Annotated in this window: 18 protein-coding genes; 12 read left to right on the forward strand and 6 right to left on the reverse strand. The window is 58.4% G+C overall.

The annotated features are described in order from the left end of the window. Nucleotides 1-36 precede the first annotated feature (36 nt). Both ACWIKB_RS14810 and ACWIKB_RS14815 read right to left on the reverse strand, forming a co-directional pair. Entirely contained in the window at nt 37-516 is a 480-nt protein-coding gene (locus ACWIKB_RS14810) for an FxsA family protein (RefSeq protein WP_475267705.1), read from the reverse strand. A gap of 66 nt (nt 517-582) precedes the next feature. Then, nucleotides 583-1,314 carry a HugZ family pyridoxamine 5'-phosphate oxidase gene (locus ACWIKB_RS14815; protein WP_475267707.1) on the reverse strand — a complete coding sequence of 244 codons (732 nt, stop codon included), beginning with the start codon at nt 1,312-1,314 and terminating at the stop codon, nt 583-585. A gap of 165 nt (nt 1,315-1,479) precedes the next feature. Between ACWIKB_RS14815 and ACWIKB_RS14820 the strand changes: the two genes are divergently transcribed. Continuing rightward, a complete protein-coding gene (locus ACWIKB_RS14820) occupies nt 1,480-2,238 on the forward strand; it encodes an SDR family oxidoreductase (protein WP_475267709.1) in 759 nt (252 codons plus the stop codon). Between the two features lie 129 nt (nt 2,239-2,367). Here the strand turns inward: ACWIKB_RS14820 and apbC are convergent, their stop codons facing one another. Then, nucleotides 2,368-3,462, reverse strand: a complete 1,095-nt coding sequence (apbC, locus tag ACWIKB_RS14825; protein ID WP_475267711.1) for an iron-sulfur cluster carrier protein ApbC — start codon at nt 3,460-3,462, stop codon at nt 2,368-2,370. Nucleotides 3,463-3,793: 331 nt separating this feature from the next. Here apbC and metG point away from each other — a divergent pair, with 331 nt between their 5' ends. The 8 genes from metG to ACWIKB_RS14865 all read left to right on the forward strand — a co-directional run bounded on the left by metG (nt 3,794) and on the right by ACWIKB_RS14865 (nt 10,939). Then, nucleotides 3,794-5,845, forward strand: coding sequence for a methionine--tRNA ligase (gene metG / locus ACWIKB_RS14830; protein WP_475267713.1), 2,052 nt, complete (start codon nt 3,794-3,796; stop codon nt 5,843-5,845). Between the two features lie 214 nt (nt 5,846-6,059). After that, the gene (locus ACWIKB_RS14835) at nt 6,060-6,629 is read left to right on the forward strand and encodes an electron transport complex protein RnfA (RefSeq protein ID WP_475267714.1); all 570 of its coding nucleotides are present in this window, start codon (nt 6,060-6,062) and stop codon (nt 6,627-6,629) included. Next, nucleotides 6,626-7,837: an electron transport complex subunit RsxB gene (gene rsxB, locus ACWIKB_RS14840; RefSeq protein ID WP_475267716.1), complete on the forward strand. Its 1,212-nt coding sequence runs from the start codon at nt 6,626-6,628 to the stop codon at nt 7,835-7,837. The genes ACWIKB_RS14835 and rsxB overlap by 4 nt, the downstream gene beginning before the upstream one ends. After that, a complete protein-coding gene (locus ACWIKB_RS14845; RefSeq protein ID WP_475267718.1) occupies nt 7,824-8,816 on the forward strand; it encodes an RnfABCDGE type electron transport complex subunit D in 993 nt (330 codons plus the stop codon). The genes rsxB and ACWIKB_RS14845 overlap by 14 nt, the downstream gene beginning before the upstream one ends. Next, on the forward strand, nt 8,813-9,424 hold the full coding sequence (locus tag ACWIKB_RS14850) for an RnfABCDGE type electron transport complex subunit G (protein WP_475267720.1): 612 nt from the start codon (nt 8,813-8,815) through the stop codon (nt 9,422-9,424). Before ACWIKB_RS14845 ends, ACWIKB_RS14850 begins: the two co-directional genes overlap by 4 nt. Beyond that, the gene (locus ACWIKB_RS14855) at nt 9,417-9,989 is read left to right on the forward strand and encodes an Rnf-Nqr domain containing protein (protein ID WP_475267722.1); all 573 of its coding nucleotides are present in this window, start codon (nt 9,417-9,419) and stop codon (nt 9,987-9,989) included. The genes ACWIKB_RS14850 and ACWIKB_RS14855 overlap by 8 nt, the downstream gene beginning before the upstream one ends. A gap of 25 nt (nt 9,990-10,014) precedes the next feature. Next, the gene (nth, locus tag ACWIKB_RS14860) at nt 10,015-10,653 is read left to right on the forward strand and encodes an endonuclease III (RefSeq protein WP_475267723.1); all 639 of its coding nucleotides are present in this window, start codon (nt 10,015-10,017) and stop codon (nt 10,651-10,653) included. 106 nt (nt 10,654-10,759) lie between these two features. Next, nucleotides 10,760-10,939 carry a PA3496 family putative envelope integrity protein gene (locus tag ACWIKB_RS14865; RefSeq protein WP_007898493.1) on the forward strand — a complete coding sequence of 60 codons (180 nt, stop codon included), beginning with the start codon at nt 10,760-10,762 and terminating at the stop codon, nt 10,937-10,939. A gap of 43 nt (nt 10,940-10,982) precedes the next feature. Here ACWIKB_RS14865 and ACWIKB_RS14870 read toward each other — a convergent pair whose 3' ends face one another. After that, complete coding sequence (locus ACWIKB_RS14870; protein ID WP_054045186.1) at nt 10,983-11,609, reverse strand: response regulator transcription factor; 627 nt, start codon at nt 11,607-11,609, stop codon at nt 10,983-10,985. 529 nt (nt 11,610-12,138) lie between these two features. Here ACWIKB_RS14870 and ACWIKB_RS14875 point away from each other — a divergent pair. Further along, on the forward strand, nt 12,139-12,798 hold the full coding sequence (locus ACWIKB_RS14875) for a hypothetical protein (RefSeq protein ID WP_475267725.1): 660 nt from the start codon (nt 12,139-12,141) through the stop codon (nt 12,796-12,798). A 122-nt stretch (nt 12,799-12,920) separates the two neighbouring features. On the opposite strand, the gene ACWIKB_RS14880 is transcribed toward ACWIKB_RS14875, so the two are convergent. Beyond that, on the reverse strand, nt 12,921-14,138 hold the full coding sequence (locus tag ACWIKB_RS14880) for an argininosuccinate synthase (RefSeq protein ID WP_088422930.1): 1,218 nt from the start codon (nt 14,136-14,138) through the stop codon (nt 12,921-12,923). Nucleotides 14,139-14,267: 129 nt separating this feature from the next. Continuing rightward, complete coding sequence (locus ACWIKB_RS14885) at nt 14,268-15,176, reverse strand: flagellar protein MotY (RefSeq protein ID WP_475267727.1); 909 nt, start codon at nt 15,174-15,176, stop codon at nt 14,268-14,270. 157 nt (nt 15,177-15,333) lie between these two features. On the opposite strand from ACWIKB_RS14885, the gene pyrC reads away from it, so the two are divergent. Together pyrC and rnt are read left to right on the forward strand one after the other, a co-directional pair. Beyond that, nucleotides 15,334-16,380 carry a dihydroorotase gene (gene pyrC / locus ACWIKB_RS14890; RefSeq protein WP_054045193.1) on the forward strand — a complete coding sequence of 349 codons (1,047 nt, stop codon included), beginning with the start codon at nt 15,334-15,336 and terminating at the stop codon, nt 16,378-16,380. Next, nucleotides 16,377-17,054 carry a ribonuclease T gene (gene rnt / locus ACWIKB_RS14895; RefSeq protein WP_054045196.1) on the forward strand — a complete coding sequence of 226 codons (678 nt, stop codon included), beginning with the start codon at nt 16,377-16,379 and terminating at the stop codon, nt 17,052-17,054. The genes pyrC and rnt overlap by 4 nt, the downstream gene beginning before the upstream one ends. Nucleotides 17,055-17,091 lie beyond the last annotated feature (37 nt).

The raw sequence follows: 17,091 nt of genomic DNA on the forward strand, positions 1-17,091 counted from the left end.
ACACGGCACCCGAAGGTGCCGTGCAGCTGAAACGCTTTACTTGGGATCGTGGTGTTCGAACTCGCCTTCGATCACGTTGGGCTCGCGGCCCAGCGGTTGCTGTCTTGGAGCGGGACCGCCCCGGGACTGCAGGTCATCGGCGAAGGCACGCTGACGGATCGCCTGTTCTTCGGCACGCTGACGCATCTTGTTTGCCAACAGACGCCGAGACAGCGGCATCAACATGATCAGGCCCAGCACGTCGGTGACGAAACCCGGCAGGATCAATAGACCGCCCGCCAGCGCCAACATCAAGCCTTCCAGCATGGTCTGGGCCGGCAGCTCGCCGCGGTTCAGGCTTTCACGGGCACGCAGTGCGGTAGCCAGACCGGCGATACGCAGCACGAACACGCCGAGCATCGAGCCGAGAATGATCAGCAGCAGGGCCGGGAAAAACCCGATGGCCCCGCTGACCTTGACGAATACGAACAGCTCCAACACCGGAAACAGTACAAAGAGCAATAAAAAAGGGCGCATCAAATGGTTCCTCAACGCAAGAATGCCTTGCCAGTGTTCCTTAGATGACGTCGCCGATTCGTGAATTCAAGCGTCGGCCACTTCATTTTTCGGCCAATGCTCGGCGTGAGCCAGGAAAACCAAGGCTTCGCGCACTTGTGTCGGCGTATTACAAGGCGCTTGAAACGGTAGCCAGTACAGCGCCTGACCTATCCGCAGGTGCATGCCTTCGGTGTCGATGCCGGCCAGTTGCGCCGGTTCGGTTTTCGGCAAACCGGCCAATTCGACGTAATGGGCGATGGCCTTGGTGTGGTCAGTATTCATGTGCTCGACCATGCTCACTTCGGCCTTACCGGCGAACGGGTTGGCCAGGGTCAGTTGATCGACCCAGTGAATCGCGCCGAAGCCGCCGATGTAACGGTGACGCACCGGTTTGAGCACCCAAAAATCGAAATCATGCGCCTTGTGGTAACTCTGCGAATCCGGGAAATAACGGTAGTAACGCTCGGCCGCCGCTTCAATGGCTGCCTCATCCTCGAGTTTTTCGGCTTCGGCGAGGTAAGTCAGGCGACCGACGGCTTGTGCATCTTCCGCCCCGCGCTCGCCCACGAACAGTGAGCACTTAGGATCTTTTTGCAGATTGTGGGTGTGCTGGGCGATGCGGCTGATCAGGATCAGCGGCCGGCCCTGCTCGTCCAGGCAGTACGGAACCACCGAGCCGAAGGGGAAACCGGGCATGGCCTTGGAGTGCGTCGAAAGCACTCCGCGGTATTCCTTGAGAAGCAATTCTCGGGCATTCTTGGCCGCTTCAACGCTCAATTTATGACTCCTTATATAGAATCCGTCGAAAAAACGGACAGGCGCCTGGGGATAAGTTCCAGTGCGCCATCGGGGCAGTTCTCATGTGCAACCAAGCCGCATCAGGTGCAGATCGAGAGGCCCTCTACAAGGAACCACTCTCCGACCTGCTTTTGGGGCATGCGAATGCAACTCACTGACAAAGTAATCATTATCACTGGCGGTTGCCAGGGTTTAGGCCGTTCCATGGCCGAGTATTTCGCTGACAAGGGCGCAAAACTGGCGCTGGTGGATCTGAACCAGGAAAAGCTCGATGACACCGTCGCCGCCTGCAAGGCCAAAGGTGTCGAGGCCCGCGCTTACCTGTGCAACGTCGCCAATGAAGAGCAAGTGACGCACATGGTTGCTCAGGTGGCTGAAGATTTCGGCGCGATCCATGGTTTGATCAACAACGCCGGGATCTTGCGCGACGGCCTGCTGCTGAAGGTCAAGGACGGCGAAATGACCAAGATGAGCCTGGCCCAATGGCAGGCGGTGATCGACGTCAACCTGACCGGCGTGTTCCTGTGCACCCGTGAAGTCGCGGCGAAAATGGTCGAGCTGAAAAACAGCGGCGCGATCATCAATATCTCGTCGATCTCCCGCGCCGGTAACGTTGGCCAGACCAACTACTCCGCCGCCAAGGCTGGCGTGGCAGCAGCGACCGTGACCTGGGCCAAGGAACTGGCGCGCTACGGTATTCGTGTGGCGGGCATTGCGCCGGGCTTTATCGAAACCGAGATGACGCTGGGTATGAAGCCTGAGGCGCTGGAGAAAATGACCGCCGGGATTCCGCTCAAGCGCATGGGTAAACCAGACGAGATCGCCCATTCGGCAGCGTACATTTTCGAGAACGACTACTACACCGGCCGGATTCTGGAGATGGATGGCGGGTTGCGGATTTAAGTCCACCGCATAACCAATGTGGGAGCGGGCTTGCTCGCGAATGCGGTGTGTCATTCAACAGATAAGTTGACTGATCTACCGCATTCGCGAGCAAGCCCGCTCCCACAGGGGATTGTGTTTCTTCTGTGATTAATCGTCGCTAACGGTGATATTCGGCATCGCCGGGGTTGCCGCTTCCTGCAACACGATCCGCGCGCCGACGTGGCGGGCCAGCTCCTGGTAGACCATCGCAATCGGGCTGTCCGGCTCAGCGATCACCGTTGGCTTGCCGCCATCGGCCTGCTCGCGAATGGCCATCGCCAGCGGCAATGAAGCCAGCAATTCAACGCCATACTGCGTGGCCAGTTTCACGCCACCGCCCTCACCGAACAGATGCTCGGCATGCCCGCAGTTGGAGCAGATGTGCACGGCCATGTTTTCCACGACACCCAGCACCGGAATGTTGACCTTGCGGAACATCTCCACGCCTTTGCGTGCGTCCAGCAGGGCCAGATCCTGTGGCGTGGTGACGATCACGGCACCGGCCACCGGGACTTTCTGGGCCAGGGTTAGCTGGATGTCGCCGGTGCCTGGCGGCATGTCGATGACCAGGTAATCGAGATCGCCCCACGCGGTTTGTGTCACCAGTTGCAACAGCGCACCGGAGACCATCGGGCCGCGCCAGACCATCGGCGTGTTGTCGTCGGTCAGGAACGCCATGGACATCACTTCGACGCCATGGGACTCGATCGGAATGAACCACTTCTGATCCTTGACCTTTGGTCGAGTGCCTTCGGGGATGCCGAACATGATGCCCTGGCTCGGACCGTAGATGTCTGCGTCGAGAATCCCGACCTTGGCGCCTTCACGGGCCAGCGCCAGCGCCAGGTTGGCGGCGGTGGTGGACTTGCCCACGCCACCCTTGCCCGAAGCCACGGCAACAACGTTTTTGACGTTGGCCAGGCCCGGGATTTGTGCCTGGGCCTTGTGCGCGGCAATTACGCTGGTGATCTCGACGCGCGCGGTGACCACACCGTCCAGCCCTTCGATGGCCATTTGCAGCAATTGCGCCCAGCCGCTCTTGAACAGGCCGGCGGCATAACCGAGCTCCAGCTGGACGCTGACGCGGTCGCCCTGGATGTCGATGTTGCGTACACACCCGGCGCTGACCGGGTCCTGGTTCAGGTAAGGGTCGGTGTATTGGCGAAGGACGGCTTCCACCGCTGCGCGATTGACGGCGCTCATGGGCAACTCCGATAGCAAGACTGGAAAATCAGGCGGGTATCGTACCTGTTCTCTCGCACGGACGGCATGCTTTCAGGATGTGACAATTATCCGGTGACCACACGCATTCTGTAGCAGCTGGCGAAGCCTGCGTTCGGCTGCGCAGCAGTCGCCAAACCGGACACCGCGTACTGCCTGAAACACCTCCGTGTCCAATTTTACGACTGCTGCGCAGCCGAACGCAGGCTTCGCCAGCTGCTACAAGGGACCGTGATGGCCTGTGCCGGGGGTGAAAAATATGCGCCAGCGCTTTATAGTGGCCGACCTCCGTTTCATCAAGTAGCCGAGCCCCATGTCCGAGCCACGCAAGATCCTCGTCACCAGCGCCCTGCCCTATGCCAATGGTTCGATCCATCTTGGCCACATGCTGGAATACATCCAGACCGACATGTGGGTGCGCTTCCAAAAGCACCGCGGCAATCAATGCATCTATGTCTGCGCCGACGACGCTCACGGCTCGGCCATCATGCTGCGTGCAGAAAAAGAAGGCATCACCCCGGAACAACTGATCGCCAACGTCCAGGCTGAACACAGCGCCGACTTTGCCGACTTCCTGGTGGACTTCGACAATTTCCACTCCACTCACGCCGAAGAAAACCGTGAGCTGTCGAGCCAGATCTACCTGAAGCTGCGCGACGCCGGGCACATCGCCCAGCGCTCGATCACGCAGTACTTCGACCCGGAAAAGAAAATGTTCCTGGCCGACCGCTTCATCAAAGGCACCTGCCCGAAATGCGGCACTGAAGACCAGTACGGCGACAACTGCGAAAAATGCGGTGCAACCTACGCACCGACCGACCTGAAGGATCCGAAGTCGGCAATCTCTGGCGCCACCCCGGTGCTCAAGGATTCCCAGCACTTCTTCTTCAAACTGCCGGACTTCCAGGAAATGCTGCAAGCCTGGACCCGCAGCGGCACCCTGCAAGACGCCGTGGCCAACAAAATCGCCGAGTGGCTGGACGCCGGCCTGCAACAGTGGGACATCTCCCGCGATGCGCCGTACTTCGGTTTTGAGATTCCGGGCGAGCCAGGCAAATACTTCTACGTGTGGCTGGACGCGCCGATCGGCTACATGGCCAGCTTCAAGAACCTCTGCGCCCGTCGTCCAGACCTGGACTTCGACGCGTTCTGGGCCAAGGATTCCACCGCCGAGCTGTACCACTTCATCGGCAAGGACATCGTCAACTTCCACGCCCTGTTCTGGCCAGCAATGCTTGAAGGCGCGGGTTTGCGCAAGCCGACCGGCATCAACGTGCACGGCTACCTGACCGTCAACGGTCAGAAAATGTCCAAGTCCCGCGGCACCTTCGTCAAGGCCCGGACCTACCTGGATCACCTGTCGCCGGAATACCTGCGCTACTACTACGCGGCCAAGCTGGGCCGTGGCGTGGACGACCTCGACCTGAACCTCGAAGACTTCGTGCAGAAGGTCAACTCCGACCTGGTGGGCAAAGTCGTCAACATCGCCAGCCGTTGCGCCGGTTTCATCCAGAAAGGCAACGCCGGTGTGCTGGTGGCGGGTAACGCCGCGCCGGAACTGACCGAAGCGTTCCTGGCCGCCGCGCCGAGCATCGCCGACGCCTACGAGGCGCGCGACTTCGCCCGCGCCATGCGTGAAATCATGGGCCTGGCCGACCGCGCCAACGCCTGGATCGCCGACAAGGCACCGTGGTCGTTGAACAAACAGGAAGGCAAGCACGACGAAGTCCAGGCCATCTGCGCCTTGGGCATCAACCTGTTCCGCCAACTGGTGATCTTCCTCAAACCGGTGCTGCCGCTGCTGGCCGCCGACGCCGAGGCGTTCCTGAACGTCGCGCCGCTGACCTGGAATGATCACGCCACGCTGTTGAGCAATCATCAGTTGAACGAGTTCAAACCGTTGATGACCCGCATCGACCCGGTAAAAGTACAAGCCATGACCGACGCCTCGAAAGAAGACCTGACCGCCAGCGCAACCGACACCGGCGAAACTGCACCGGCCGGCAATGGTGAACTGGTCAAGGAACCGCTGGCGCCGGAAATCGAGTTCGATGCGTTTGCAGCCGTCGACCTGCGGGTTGCGCTGATCCTCAAGGCCGAAGCTGTGGAAGGCGCCGACAAGCTGTTGCGCCTGACCCTGGACATTGGTGACGAGCAACGCAACGTCCTTTCCGGGATCAAGAGCGCTTACCCGGACCCGGCCAAGCTCGAAGGTCGCCTGACCATGATGATCGCCAACCTCAAGCCGCGCAAAATGAAGTTCGGGATCTCCGAAGGCATGGTGATGGCCGCCGGCCCTGGTGGTGAAGAAATCTACCTGCTGAGCCCCGACAGCGGCGCCAAGCCGGGTCAGCGCATCAAGTAAGTACTTTGCTGAACAAATCCCACAGTCATGCCTGGCATGACTGTGGGATTTTCATGTCTGGCCCATAATTACTATCAACTCTGGCCTCACCGTGTAGGAGCTGCCGCAGGCTGCGATCTTTTGATCTTGCTCTTTAAAGTCAAAAGATCGCAGCCTGCGGCAGCTTCTACGGAGTTAGTCGGCAGCCATCAACAGTGCATGTATATGGACGATCATGACCGAACTGCTTCTTACGCTTATCAGCGCCGCCCTGATCAACAACCTCGTGTTGCAGTGGCCGCTGGGCGTCGATCCGCTGTTGGGTTCGCAACAGCGGCAGGTCCACGCACTGGGCATTGCCACGGCGAGCCTGATGCTGATCGTCGGCCTGCTCGGTTACGCGCTCTACCACTGGCTGTTGGTGCCACTGGAACTGACGAACCTGCGCCTTTTCGTGTTCCTGCCGTTGAGCGTCTTGCTGATCGCCCCGCTGCTGAAGCTGCTGTCGCGATCACTGCCAAAACTTTCGTTCGAGGGCCTATGGCCGTTGCTGTTGGCCAACGCCGGCGTGCTCGGGCTGACCTTGCTCAACGCCCGGGACGACAAGGGATTTTTCCACGCCACCGCCCTGAGCCTCGGCGCCGGGTTGGGTTTCTGGCTGGTGCTGATCCTGTTTAATGACTTGTGCCAGCGCACACGTGACAACGATGTTCCCCTGCCCTTTCGTGGCTTGCCGATCCAGTTGATCGGCGCCGGACTGATCGCAGTGGCTTTTCTCGGATTCAGTGGACTGATCAAAACATGAGTCTGATTCAACGCATCGACGCCCTCTTGCCCCAGACCCAATGCGGCAAGTGTGGTCACCCCGGATGCAAGCCCTACGCCGAAGGCATCGCCAGCGGCGAGTCGATCAACAAGTGCCCGCCGGGTGGCAGCGAAACCATCGCCGCCCTCGCCGAACTGCTGAAAGTGCCGGTGCTGGAACTGGACGTCAGTCGCGGTTCGGCACCGGCGCAAATTGCCTACATCCGCGAGGCCGAATGCATTGGCTGCACCAAGTGCATCCAGGCTTGCCCGGTGGACGCGATCGTCGGCGCAGCGAAATTGATGCACACCGTGATCGTCGATGAATGCACCGGTTGCGACCTCTGCGTGGCGCCGTGCCCGATGGACTGTATCGAAATGCGCCCGTTGCCGCTGACCACGGTGCTGCCGATTGTCGGTGGCCTGGCGTTCAGCCTCGAAGATCAACGGGCTCGGGCTACCAAGCGCAATCGTGCGCGGCGGCGCTTCGAACAGCGCAACGCGCGGCTGCAACGGGAAGAACAACAGAAAGTCGCCGAGCGCCAGGCCCGCGCCCAGCGTGCCGCGCAACCCAGCGAAGTGGCGGTCAACCCGGTGCAGGCGGCCCTTGAGCGAGTTCGTGCGCAGAAAGCGGCGACGGCTGACGCAGCGTTGAAAAAAGCCAAGATCGATGTGGCGATGAGTCGGGCGCAATTGAACAAATCGCTCAAAGCATTCGGGCATCCGCCAACCTTCGAGCAGCAATCGCAACTGATCCTGCTGCAACAGCAGTTCGAAGCCGCCGAACAAGCCCTCGCGCAACTCGAAAGTAGCGCGCCGCCAGCCCCCGCACCGGTTGCCCCGGCGAAAGACGCCGAACTGAAACGGGCAAAAATCCAGTTGGCCATGCACCGCGCCGAACTGAAAAAAGCGCAAACCAGCGAAGCGTCAGTGGATCAGATCGAAGCGTTGGAACTCGCGTTGAAAAATGCCGAGCAAGCCTTGCACGACGCTGAAGCGGTCAGCGATCAACCGTTACCTGACTTGCAGCGCGTTGAAAAACGCCCGATCAACAACCAACTTCGTCAGCTGAAAACCGAATTGGCCTACGCCCGCGCGGACGTCAGCAAACTTGAACGACTTCCCGAAACGCCTGCCGAACTGATGGACAAGGCGCGCGCCCGACTGCTGGAAGCCGAACGTCTGGTGGAGGCCTATGTCGCCCCTTGAATCGGTGGACGAACGCCTTCAGCAGGCCATGAAGCTGGTATTGCTGGCCACCATGCCGGGGATGCTGGCGTTGTTTTGGCTGTACGGCTGGGGCGTATTGATCAATCTGATTCTGACGGTCGTGACTGCATTAATTGTTGAGGCCAGCGTGCTGAAACTGCGTCAGCGTCCGCTCAAGCCGACCTTGAGCGACGGCAGCGCCTTGGTCACCGCGACGCTGTTGGCGCTAGCCTTGCCACCTTATTGCCCCTGGTGGCTGACAGTCAGTGCGGCCACCGCCGCGCTGCTGTTCGGTAAACACCTGTATGGCGGCGTCGGCAAGAACCCGTTCAACCCGGCCATGCTCGGTTTCGCCCTGGTGCTGGTGACCTTTCCCCAACCGATGACGCATTGGCCGTCATCCCATGGCATGGACCTGCTCGGCGGCCTTCAGCAGATCTTTGGCTTCAGTTTCAGCCAGACGCCGGATGCCTGGGTCCAGGCCACGGCACTGGACAGCCTGCGCATCAATAAAAGCCTGACCATGGATGAGCTGTTTGCCGGCAATTCGGCGTTCGGTCACTTCGGCGGCCACGGCGTGGAATGGGTCAACCTGGCGTTTCTCGCCGGTGGCGCCTTTCTGCTCCAGCAACGGGTGTTCAGTTGGCATGCCCCGGTCGGCATGCTCGCCAGCCTGTTCATCATCAGCCTGCTGTGCTGGAACGGCTCGGGCTCGGATTCCCATGGTTCGCCATTGTTTCACTTGCTGACTGGCGCGAGCATGCTCGGTGCTTTCTTTATCGTTACGGAGCCGGTGTCCGGCGCCAAAAGCGCAGCTGCCCGGCTGTTGTTCGGAATGGGCGTGGGGCTGATCACCTACATGATTCGAACCTGGGGCGGCTACCCGGACGGCGTGGCCTTCGCCGTGCTGCTGATGAACCTCTGTGTACCGGCGCTGGAGCGGTTTGTCGCCGCCCGACAGGAGCGAACCGCACCATGAACCGGGCGACAAGCGTTGTGACACTGGTGTTATTGGTCGGACTGGGAATGGGCGCGACCTACCTTGTGCAACACACCAGCGCCGCGCGCATTGCCACAGAGCAACGCCTGATCGACAGCCACACTCTGCTGGATATGTTGCCGCCCGGCAGCTACGACAATCAGCCGCTGGAACAGCCACTGCCCCTCGAAAACATTCCGCTGGCCAACAGCACGTTGCTGGTGGGCTACCTGGCAACCAAGTCCGGGCAACCCAGCGCGGTGTTGCTGCGCAGCCAGGCCCTGGGCTACATCGGCGCCATCGAGTTACTGATCGCCATTGATGCCAACGGCAAGCTGTTGGGGGTCAAAACCCTTAAACAGGCAGAAACACCGGGCCTGGGCGGTCGCCTCGCCGACTGGCCGAATGCCTGGCTGCACCTCTTTACCGGCAAGTCGCGCACTGACCCTGCCGACAATGGCTGGGCACTGAAAAAAGATCAGGGGCAATTCGATCAAATGGCCGGGGCCACCACCACATCAAGAGCGGTGATCAACACCATTCATGATGCGTTGCGCTACTTTGATGAACATCGGCAACAGTTAGTCGGGAGCAGCGCCCATGAATAAGGCCTCTGTGCAGAACTCGCTGATGCTGGCGCCACTGATCGGCGCCACCGATTCCCTGATGACGGCACTGGGCCTATGGCTGATGTTCGTGGTGGTGATAGCTGCCTACGACGGGGGTATGAGCCTCTTGCGCGCCCGACTCATGCCGTGGGCACGTTTGCCTGCCGGCGTCCTGCTGGCGGCCACGCTGACCAGTTGCGCAGAGCTCGCCGGGCAATCCTGGTCGCTGCAATGGCAGCAACACTTGGGGTTGTATGCCGGACTGATTGCCTTGCAATGCGTCGTGTTGGACACCCATGATTTTTTCCAGAGCCCGTGGCGTGATCGCTTGCACCTGTGTGGCGCATTCGGCGCGCTGATGGTGGGCCTGGGTTTGCTACGCGAGCTCATCGGCAACGGCACGCTTGGTGCTCATCTGTCCTGGCTGAGCGGCGGACTGGATTGGCCCGGTTTGGTGCTGACCACCGACGGTGGCTTGCGTCTGGCCACACTGGTCCCCGGCGGATTTATTCTGCTGGGACTGCTGATCGCTGCGAAACAGGCCTGGCTTCGCCCCTCAAACTGACCGCTTTCGAGGAAACGCATCACCCATGAATGCCGCAAAACGTTACGAAATCTTCCGCAGGCTGCACGAAGACAACCCGGAACCGAAGACCGAACTGGCCTACTCCTCGCCGTTTGAACTGCTGATCGCGGTGATCCTGTCAGCGCAGTCCACCGATGTCGGGGTCAACAAGGCCACGGCGAAGCTGTATCCAGTGGCCAATACCCCCGCCGCCATCCATGCCTTGGGGGTCGAAGGGTTGACGGAGTACATCAAGACCATCGGCCTGTTCAACAGCAAGGCCAAGAACGTGATCGAAACCTGTCGCCTGCTGGTGGAAAAACACGGCGGCGAAGTGCCACAGACCCGCGAGGAGCTGGAGGCCTTGCCCGGCGTTGGCCGCAAGACCGCCAACGTGGTGCTCAATACGGCTTTCCGTCAGTTGACCATGGCGGTGGACACCCATATTTTCCGGGTCAGCAACCGTACCGGCATTGCTCCAGGCAAAAATGTGGTCGAGGTGGAAAACAAACTGATGAAGTTTGTGCCCAAGGAGTTTCTGCTCGACTCCCACCACTGGCTGATCCTCCACGGACGCTACGTTTGCCTGGCCCGCAAGCCCCGTTGCGGCAGTTGCCGGATCGAGGACCTGTGCGAATACAAGCAAAAGACCTCGGACGATTGAGACGCTATTAAATTTATTGATATACCGATTGAAAAAATATTTTTTACCCGCCGGGAGAATGTCGATATAAGGAGCGCCAAAGGCAGTCTTAGCCTGGAGTAACAAAATGAGCACTGGCAAAGAGCAATTGGACGTAGAAGACGACTTCACCCCCGTTGAAGCCGATGACGCTGAACCGGTGGTTGAGGTAGCAAAAACCAACCTGAGCAAGCGCCGCACCATCGACAATTTGCTGGAGGAGCGCCGACTGCAGAAGCAATTGGCCGATTACGATTTTGATCTATGACACCTGAAAGCCTCCCGAAACGGAGGCTTTTCACTATGTGCCGTCAAACCAGGCCATTTCGCTGGGCCAGTTCGATCAAGTCCACCAGCGAGCGCGCGTTGAGCTTCAACAATAACCGGGTTTTGTAAGTGCTGACGGTCTTGTTGCTAAGGAACATGCCATCGGCAATCTCCTTGTTAGTCTTCCCCCGTGCCAGTTGTTGCAACACCATCATTTCCCGACCCGATAAACGATCCACCATATCGGCTTCGCTGGCATTGCCCAAACTGGACCGAACCGTATGCAAGGCTTGATTGGGGAAGTAGCTGTAGCCTGACAATACAGCCTTGATGGCACTGAGCAATTCAGTGAGGTCCTGTTGCTTGCAAACATAACCGGCGGCGCCCGACTGCATGCAACGCATTGAAAAATGGCCTGGCGCCTGGGAAGTCAGTACCAACACTTTCAAAGGCAGCGCCACGGATGTCAGGCGCGCGATGACTTCCAGCCCATCCAGTTTCGGTATGCCAATATCCAGAATGACAATATCCGGCATATGTTCACGAGCAAGTTGCAATGCATCCACACCATTGTCTGTTTCTGCGATGACTTCGTAGCCATGACGTTCCATTAGCAAACGCACCGCAAGACGAATGACAGGATGATCATCCACGATCAGCACTTTATTCATGGGCAAGTCCAATTTTCGCTGTTCGAATTTTTAGAGCCCGCACAATAGCCTAGTCGTTTCCCCCGTGGCATGCCGTACCCCCCGGCCACCCACACCGAGAGACATTCCCTACACGCAACACGGATGAATCCTACAAAAAAACCTTGAATTTAATGAGCACGAAAACGTGATTTCTTAAGAACGATCGGCTTGCAGTTACCTTTTTTGTATCAGCTTACAACTGACACCTCACATAACCGTCAGAGCGGCAACTCATCCCGAGCCGATTACCTACAGGACCAGACTAAAAGTTATCGCTATTACCAGCATCCAACTCAATACCAGTTGATCAATCACCAAACATTCACTCACAGTTAAAGAAACGAACCTCACACCCAATTAAACTTTTGAAACAAGAACATTCGACATACTAAAGCCACCGGCATTACAGTTACTTTCTACACCCCAACTGATACAAATCGGAATTTAATTAAAAAATAACACCTATTAACAGACACGAGAACAAGACACTACCTCACGAGCCAAACACATGAAAAAACTCAAAAAAAGAATTTCCAACCCAATGACCATCATTGCTATATTCGCAGCACTTTCCGAGACATCTGCTGCTATTTCCCTGCCCTTTCTTGATAACGACGAACGAGAAATCTACGTCTGGTTTTTGATCAGTTTTCCGTTTTACTTACTCTTTCTTTTTTTTCTCACGCTCAACTTTAACTATCGATCGCTCTACGCGCCTTCAGACTTTGATAAAGACAAATATTTTATAAAGGTCATTGATCATGCCGAGCGTCCGCCACCCACGCGCTTCTCATCCAGAGTGAGAGGATTTCGTTACTGGTTCTGTAGCGCACAAGACCCGCCGTCCCAAATTCACCTGCAAGCAGGCAACTGGCCGAGACACAGCGTCTATCTGCAGGGGCTGTTGAGAGAGGTGAGCATCATCGACGCTCGCGGTGTGAGTACGCCGGTGGATATCGCCACCTTAATGGAAAAAACCCGCAAATCCGGGAGGCTTCCGACGAAGGTGATCGTGTTTCTGGCGTGCAGCGAATCGGAGAAGTTACTGAAGGACAGCGCACTCAAGTGTTCAAAGCAAAAAAAGAAAGGCGCTTACGAAGCCTTCTGCATTGTCTACAACTTGAACTCACAGGGCGTGACGGTGCTGGATCAGACTCTTGAAGAGTGATCAGAAAAACCTGAATTGAAAAAAGATAAACGCGGTCAATCCGGTGCAGGACAGAAAAACCATTTGACGTTGTGGCCCCGTCGAAGACAGGGCCACAGCCTCAATTACCGCAGCAAAGGTGCTTAGAACAGCTTGCGACCCTTGTTGGCGGCAATACGCATGCGCAAGGCGTTGAGCTTGATGAAGCCCGCCGCATCGGCCTGGTTGTAGGCGCCGCCATCTTCTTCGAAGGTTGCGATGTTGGCGTCGAACAACGATTCGTCGGACTTGCGCCCAGTGACGATCACGTTGCCCTTGTACAGCTTCAGGCGAACGACACCGTTCACGTGAGCCTGGGAAGCGTCGATCATCTGTTGCAGCATCAGACGCTCAGGGCTCCACCAGTAACCGGTGTAGATCAGGCTGGCGTATTTAGGCATCAGCTCGTCTTTGAGGTGAGCCACTTCGCGGTCCAGGGTGATCGATTCGATCGCACGGTGAGCGCGCAGCATGATGGTGCCGCCAGGAGTTTCGTAGCAGCCACGGGACTTCATGCCCACGTAGCGGTTTTCGACGATGTCCAGACGGCCGATACCGTGTTCACCACCGATACGGTTCAGGGTCGCCAGCACGGTGGCCGGGGTCATTTCGACGCCGTCCAGTGCAACGATGTCGCCGTTGCGGTAGGTCAGTTCGAGGTACTGAGCCTTGTCAGGAGCGTTCTCCGGGGAGACGGTCCATTTCCACATGTCTTCTTCGTGCTCGGTCCAGGTGTCTTCCAGCACGCCGCCTTCATAGGAGATGTGCAGCAAGTTGGCATCCATCGAGTACGGGGATTTCTTCTTGCCGTGGCGCTCGATCGGGATGTTGTGCTTTTCAGCGTAATCCATCAGCTTTTCACGGGAGAGCAGATCCCACTCGCGCCAAGGGGCGATCACTTTCACGCCTGGCTTGAGTGCGTAAGCGCCCAGCTCGAAACGAACCTGGTCGTTGCCCTTACCGGTGGCGCCGTGGGAAATGGCGTCAGCGCCGGTTTCGTTGGCGATTTCGATCAGGCGTTTGGCGATCAACGGACGAGCGATGGAGGTACCCAGCAGGTACTCACCTTCGTAAACGGTGTTGGCGCGGAACATCGGGAACACGAAATCACGCACGAATTCTTCGCGCAGATCGTCGATGTAGATTTCTTTTACGCCCATGGCCTGAGCCTTGGCGCGGGCCGGTTCGACCTCTTCGCCCTGACCCAGGTCAGCGGTGAAGGTCACTACTTCACAGTTATAAGTATCCTGCAGCCACTTGAGGATCACCGAAGTGTCCAGGCCGCCGGAATACGCCAGAACGACCTTGTTTACGTCCGCCATGCCATCACTCCACGGGGTTCTACGGAAAGCCGTGAAGTCTACCGCTCATACAAAATAATTTACAGTACCGCGACAGCTTATGACGACGAAGCGACAGATTCTGTCGAGCTCGCGACGAACACAACAGGTTCAGGAGGTCGCCGCAGCGCTTGCGGCAGAGGCGGATTGCGGGGCCGGTTTTTCGGTCGGAGCAACACGTTCGAGGCGCACCGCAACCCGGCGGTTTTTGGCCCGGTTGGCCGCATTGGTGTTCGGTGCCAGCGGGTAGCGCTCACCGTGGAAACGCATGGTGATCTGCGATTCCTGGACGCCATTGGCCTTGAAGAAGTCCATCACCGCCAACGCCCGGCGGCGTGACAGTTCACGGTTGGTCAGGCGATTGCCACTGTTGTCGGAGTGACCGTCGAGCTCGATGTGATTGACCGTCGGGTCGGCCTTCATGAATTCCAGCATGACCTGCAACTTGGCCTTGGCTTGAGGATCCAGATCGACGCCTTCGCCGGGGAAACCGACTTCGGATTGCTTCACCTGTTCGAAGTTCTGGGGCAACAGTTTGGCCACACAGCCCTGATAATCATTGAAGGCCTTGCTGAACTTGACCGGCAGCAGACGAACCTCAGACACCCGGCCGTCGCCCGAAGCACGCCGGATCACCGGGCTGCGACCGTCCATCAAACCACTGATCAGGCGCCCGGCCTGCACTTGCGAACTGTTGAACAGTACGTTGCCGCTGCCAATGTTTACCGAGCCCAGATTAATGTCCCCACGCCCTGGCTGCCATGGCGCAGCCGCCGCCAGCAAGGTCGCCGAACCGCCGCCGATCATCGAGTTGTAGGCTTTGAGACGAAAGATCGCCTGCTCACCCGCACGACGCACGAACTCGCCCGAACCGAAATCGGTAATCGGCTGGGTCAGGCGGCATTCGAACTTATCCCCTTCGACCATCCACTCAATGTTCTCCAGACGGGTCTGGAAAGTGAGCGCCATCGCGGGAAGGCTGGCAAACACACTGAGCAAGGCTAAATAACGCTGGCGCACGGGAGGCTCCACTGGCTTCTACTACAAAAAGACCGACACATACGTTTACGGCATACCTAATGGATATCGGAAGCTTGCTGCAAAACTTGATAGCGAGTGCCTGAGAGAGTCTTTTCCGGTAGCATTCCCCTCAGTTTGACCCGCCTGGAATCCCCTCATGTCCGACCGCCTGACCCTGCTGCGTCCCGACGACTGGCATATTCATCTTCGCGATGGTGCTGTTTTGTCCAATACCGTTGCGGATGTTGCGCGCACCTTTGGTCGCGCCATCATCATGCCCAACCTGGTACCTCCGGTGCGCAACGCCGCTGAAGCCGACGGCTATCGCCAGCGGATTCTCGCTGCACGCCCGGCCGGCAGTCGTTTCGAGCCGTTGATGGTGCTGTACCTGACCGACCGTACCCAGCCCGAAGAAATTCGTGAGGCCAAGGCCAGCGGTTTCGTTCACGCCGCCAAGCTGTACCCGGCCGGCGCCACCACCAACTCGGATTCTGGCGTCACCAGCATCGACAAGATTTTCCCGGCGATCGAGGCCATGGCCGAAGTCGGGATGCCGTTGTTGATCCACGGTGAAGTCACCCGTGGCGATGTCGACGTGTTCGATCGCGAAAAGATCTTCATCGATGAGCACATGCGTCGTGTGGTCGAGCGTTTCCCGACGCTCAAAGTGGTGTTCGAACACATCACCACCGCCGATGCCGTGCAGTTCGTCAACGCGGCCCCGGCCAACGTTGGCGCAACCATCACCGCCCATCACCTGCTGTACAACCGCAACCACATGCTGGTGGGCGGAATTCGGCCGCACTTCTACTGCCTGCCGATTCTCAAGCGCAACACGCACCAGGAAGCCCTGCTCGACGCCGCCACCAGTGGCAGCGAGAAGTTCTTCCTCGGCACCGACTCGGCGCCGCATGCCCAGCATGCAAAAGAAGCCGCTTGCGGCTGTGCCGGTTGCTACACCGCTTATGCTGCGATCGAGATGTACGCCGAGGCCTTTGAACAGCGCAATGCGCTGGACAAGCTTGAAGCCTTCGCCAGCCTCAACGGCCCGCGCTTCTATGGCCTGCCGGTGAACACCGATCGCATTACCCTGGTCCGCGAAGAGTGGACCGCCCCAACCAGCCTGCCATTTGGCGAGCTGACCGTAATCCCGCTGCGCGCCGGTGAAAAACTGCGCTGGCGCCTGCTGGAGGAACACGCGTGAGTGAAGACCATTTCGACGACGAACAGGACGGTCAAGGCGGCGGAGGCGGTCCTCGTCATCCGATGGCTGCCAGATTCCGTGGCTACCTGCCGGTTGTCGTCGACGTAGAAACCGGTGGTTTCAACTCGGCCACCGACGCCCTGCTGGAAATTGCCGCGACCACCATCGCCATGGATGAAAAAGGGTTTGTTTACCCCGATCACACCTACTTCTTTCGCGTAGAACCGTTTGAAGGCGCGAACATCGAAGCAGCCGCCCTGGAATTCACCGGGATCAAGCTCGATCACCCGCTGCGCATGGCGGTGAGTGAAGAAACCGCCCTGACCGATATCTTCCGTGGCATCCGCAAGGCCCTGAAAGCCAACGGTTGCAAACGGGCGATCCTGGTCGGGCACAACAGCAGCTTCGACCTGGGCTTCCTCAACGCCGCTGTCGCGCGCCTGGACATGAAACGCAACCCGTTTCATCCGTTCTCCAGTTTCGACACTGCAACCCTCGCTGGCCTGGCTTACGGCCAAACCGTACTGGCCAAGGCTTGCCAGGCAGCGGATATCGACTTCGACGGTCGCGAGGCTCACTCGGCTCGCTACGACACCGAGAAGACCGCCGAGCTGTTCTGCGGCATCGTCAATCGCTGGAAACAAATGGGCGGCTGGGAAGACTTCAACGACTGATTCAGTCGAGGGTTTTATCCCGCCCACAAAAAAACCG

It is taken from the genome of Pseudomonas sp. 5Vm1k, assembly GCF_056161485.1.

What these genes read in the sequence shown, in the direction of transcription:
- ACWIKB_RS14875 (WP_475267725.1), top strand. Translation starts at nt 12,139, where the DNA reads ATGAAAAAACTCAAAAAAAGAATTTCCAACCCAATGACCATCATTGCT.
- rsxB (WP_475267716.1), top strand. Translation starts at nt 6,626, where the DNA reads ATGAGTCTGATTCAACGCATCGACGCCCTCTTGCCCCAGACCCAATGC.
- ACWIKB_RS14845 (WP_475267718.1), top strand. Translation starts at nt 7,824, where the DNA reads ATGTCGCCCCTTGAATCGGTGGACGAACGCCTTCAGCAGGCCATGAAG.
- metG (WP_475267713.1), top strand. Translation starts at nt 3,794, where the DNA reads ATGTCCGAGCCACGCAAGATCCTCGTCACCAGCGCCCTGCCCTATGCC.
- pyrC (WP_054045193.1), top strand. Translation starts at nt 15,334, where the DNA reads ATGTCCGACCGCCTGACCCTGCTGCGTCCCGACGACTGGCATATTCAT.
- ACWIKB_RS14850 (WP_475267720.1), top strand. Translation starts at nt 8,813, where the DNA reads ATGAACCGGGCGACAAGCGTTGTGACACTGGTGTTATTGGTCGGACTG.
- nth (WP_475267723.1), top strand. Translation starts at nt 10,015, where the DNA reads ATGAATGCCGCAAAACGTTACGAAATCTTCCGCAGGCTGCACGAAGAC.
- ACWIKB_RS14880 (WP_088422930.1), bottom strand. Translation starts at nt 14,138, where the DNA reads ATGGCGGACGTAAACAAGGTCGTTCTGGCGTATTCCGGCGGCCTGGAC.
- ACWIKB_RS14820 (WP_475267709.1), top strand. Translation starts at nt 1,480, where the DNA reads ATGCAACTCACTGACAAAGTAATCATTATCACTGGCGGTTGCCAGGGT.
- ACWIKB_RS14835 (WP_475267714.1), top strand. Translation starts at nt 6,060, where the DNA reads ATGACCGAACTGCTTCTTACGCTTATCAGCGCCGCCCTGATCAACAAC.
- ACWIKB_RS14855 (WP_475267722.1), top strand. Translation starts at nt 9,417, where the DNA reads ATGAATAAGGCCTCTGTGCAGAACTCGCTGATGCTGGCGCCACTGATC.
- apbC (WP_475267711.1), bottom strand. Translation starts at nt 3,462, where the DNA reads ATGAGCGCCGTCAATCGCGCAGCGGTGGAAGCCGTCCTTCGCCAATAC.
- ACWIKB_RS14865 (WP_007898493.1), top strand. Translation starts at nt 10,760, where the DNA reads ATGAGCACTGGCAAAGAGCAATTGGACGTAGAAGACGACTTCACCCCC.
- ACWIKB_RS14870 (WP_054045186.1), bottom strand. Translation starts at nt 11,609, where the DNA reads ATGAATAAAGTGCTGATCGTGGATGATCATCCTGTCATTCGTCTTGCG.
- ACWIKB_RS14810 (WP_475267705.1), bottom strand. Translation starts at nt 516, where the DNA reads ATGCGCCCTTTTTTATTGCTCTTTGTACTGTTTCCGGTGTTGGAGCTG.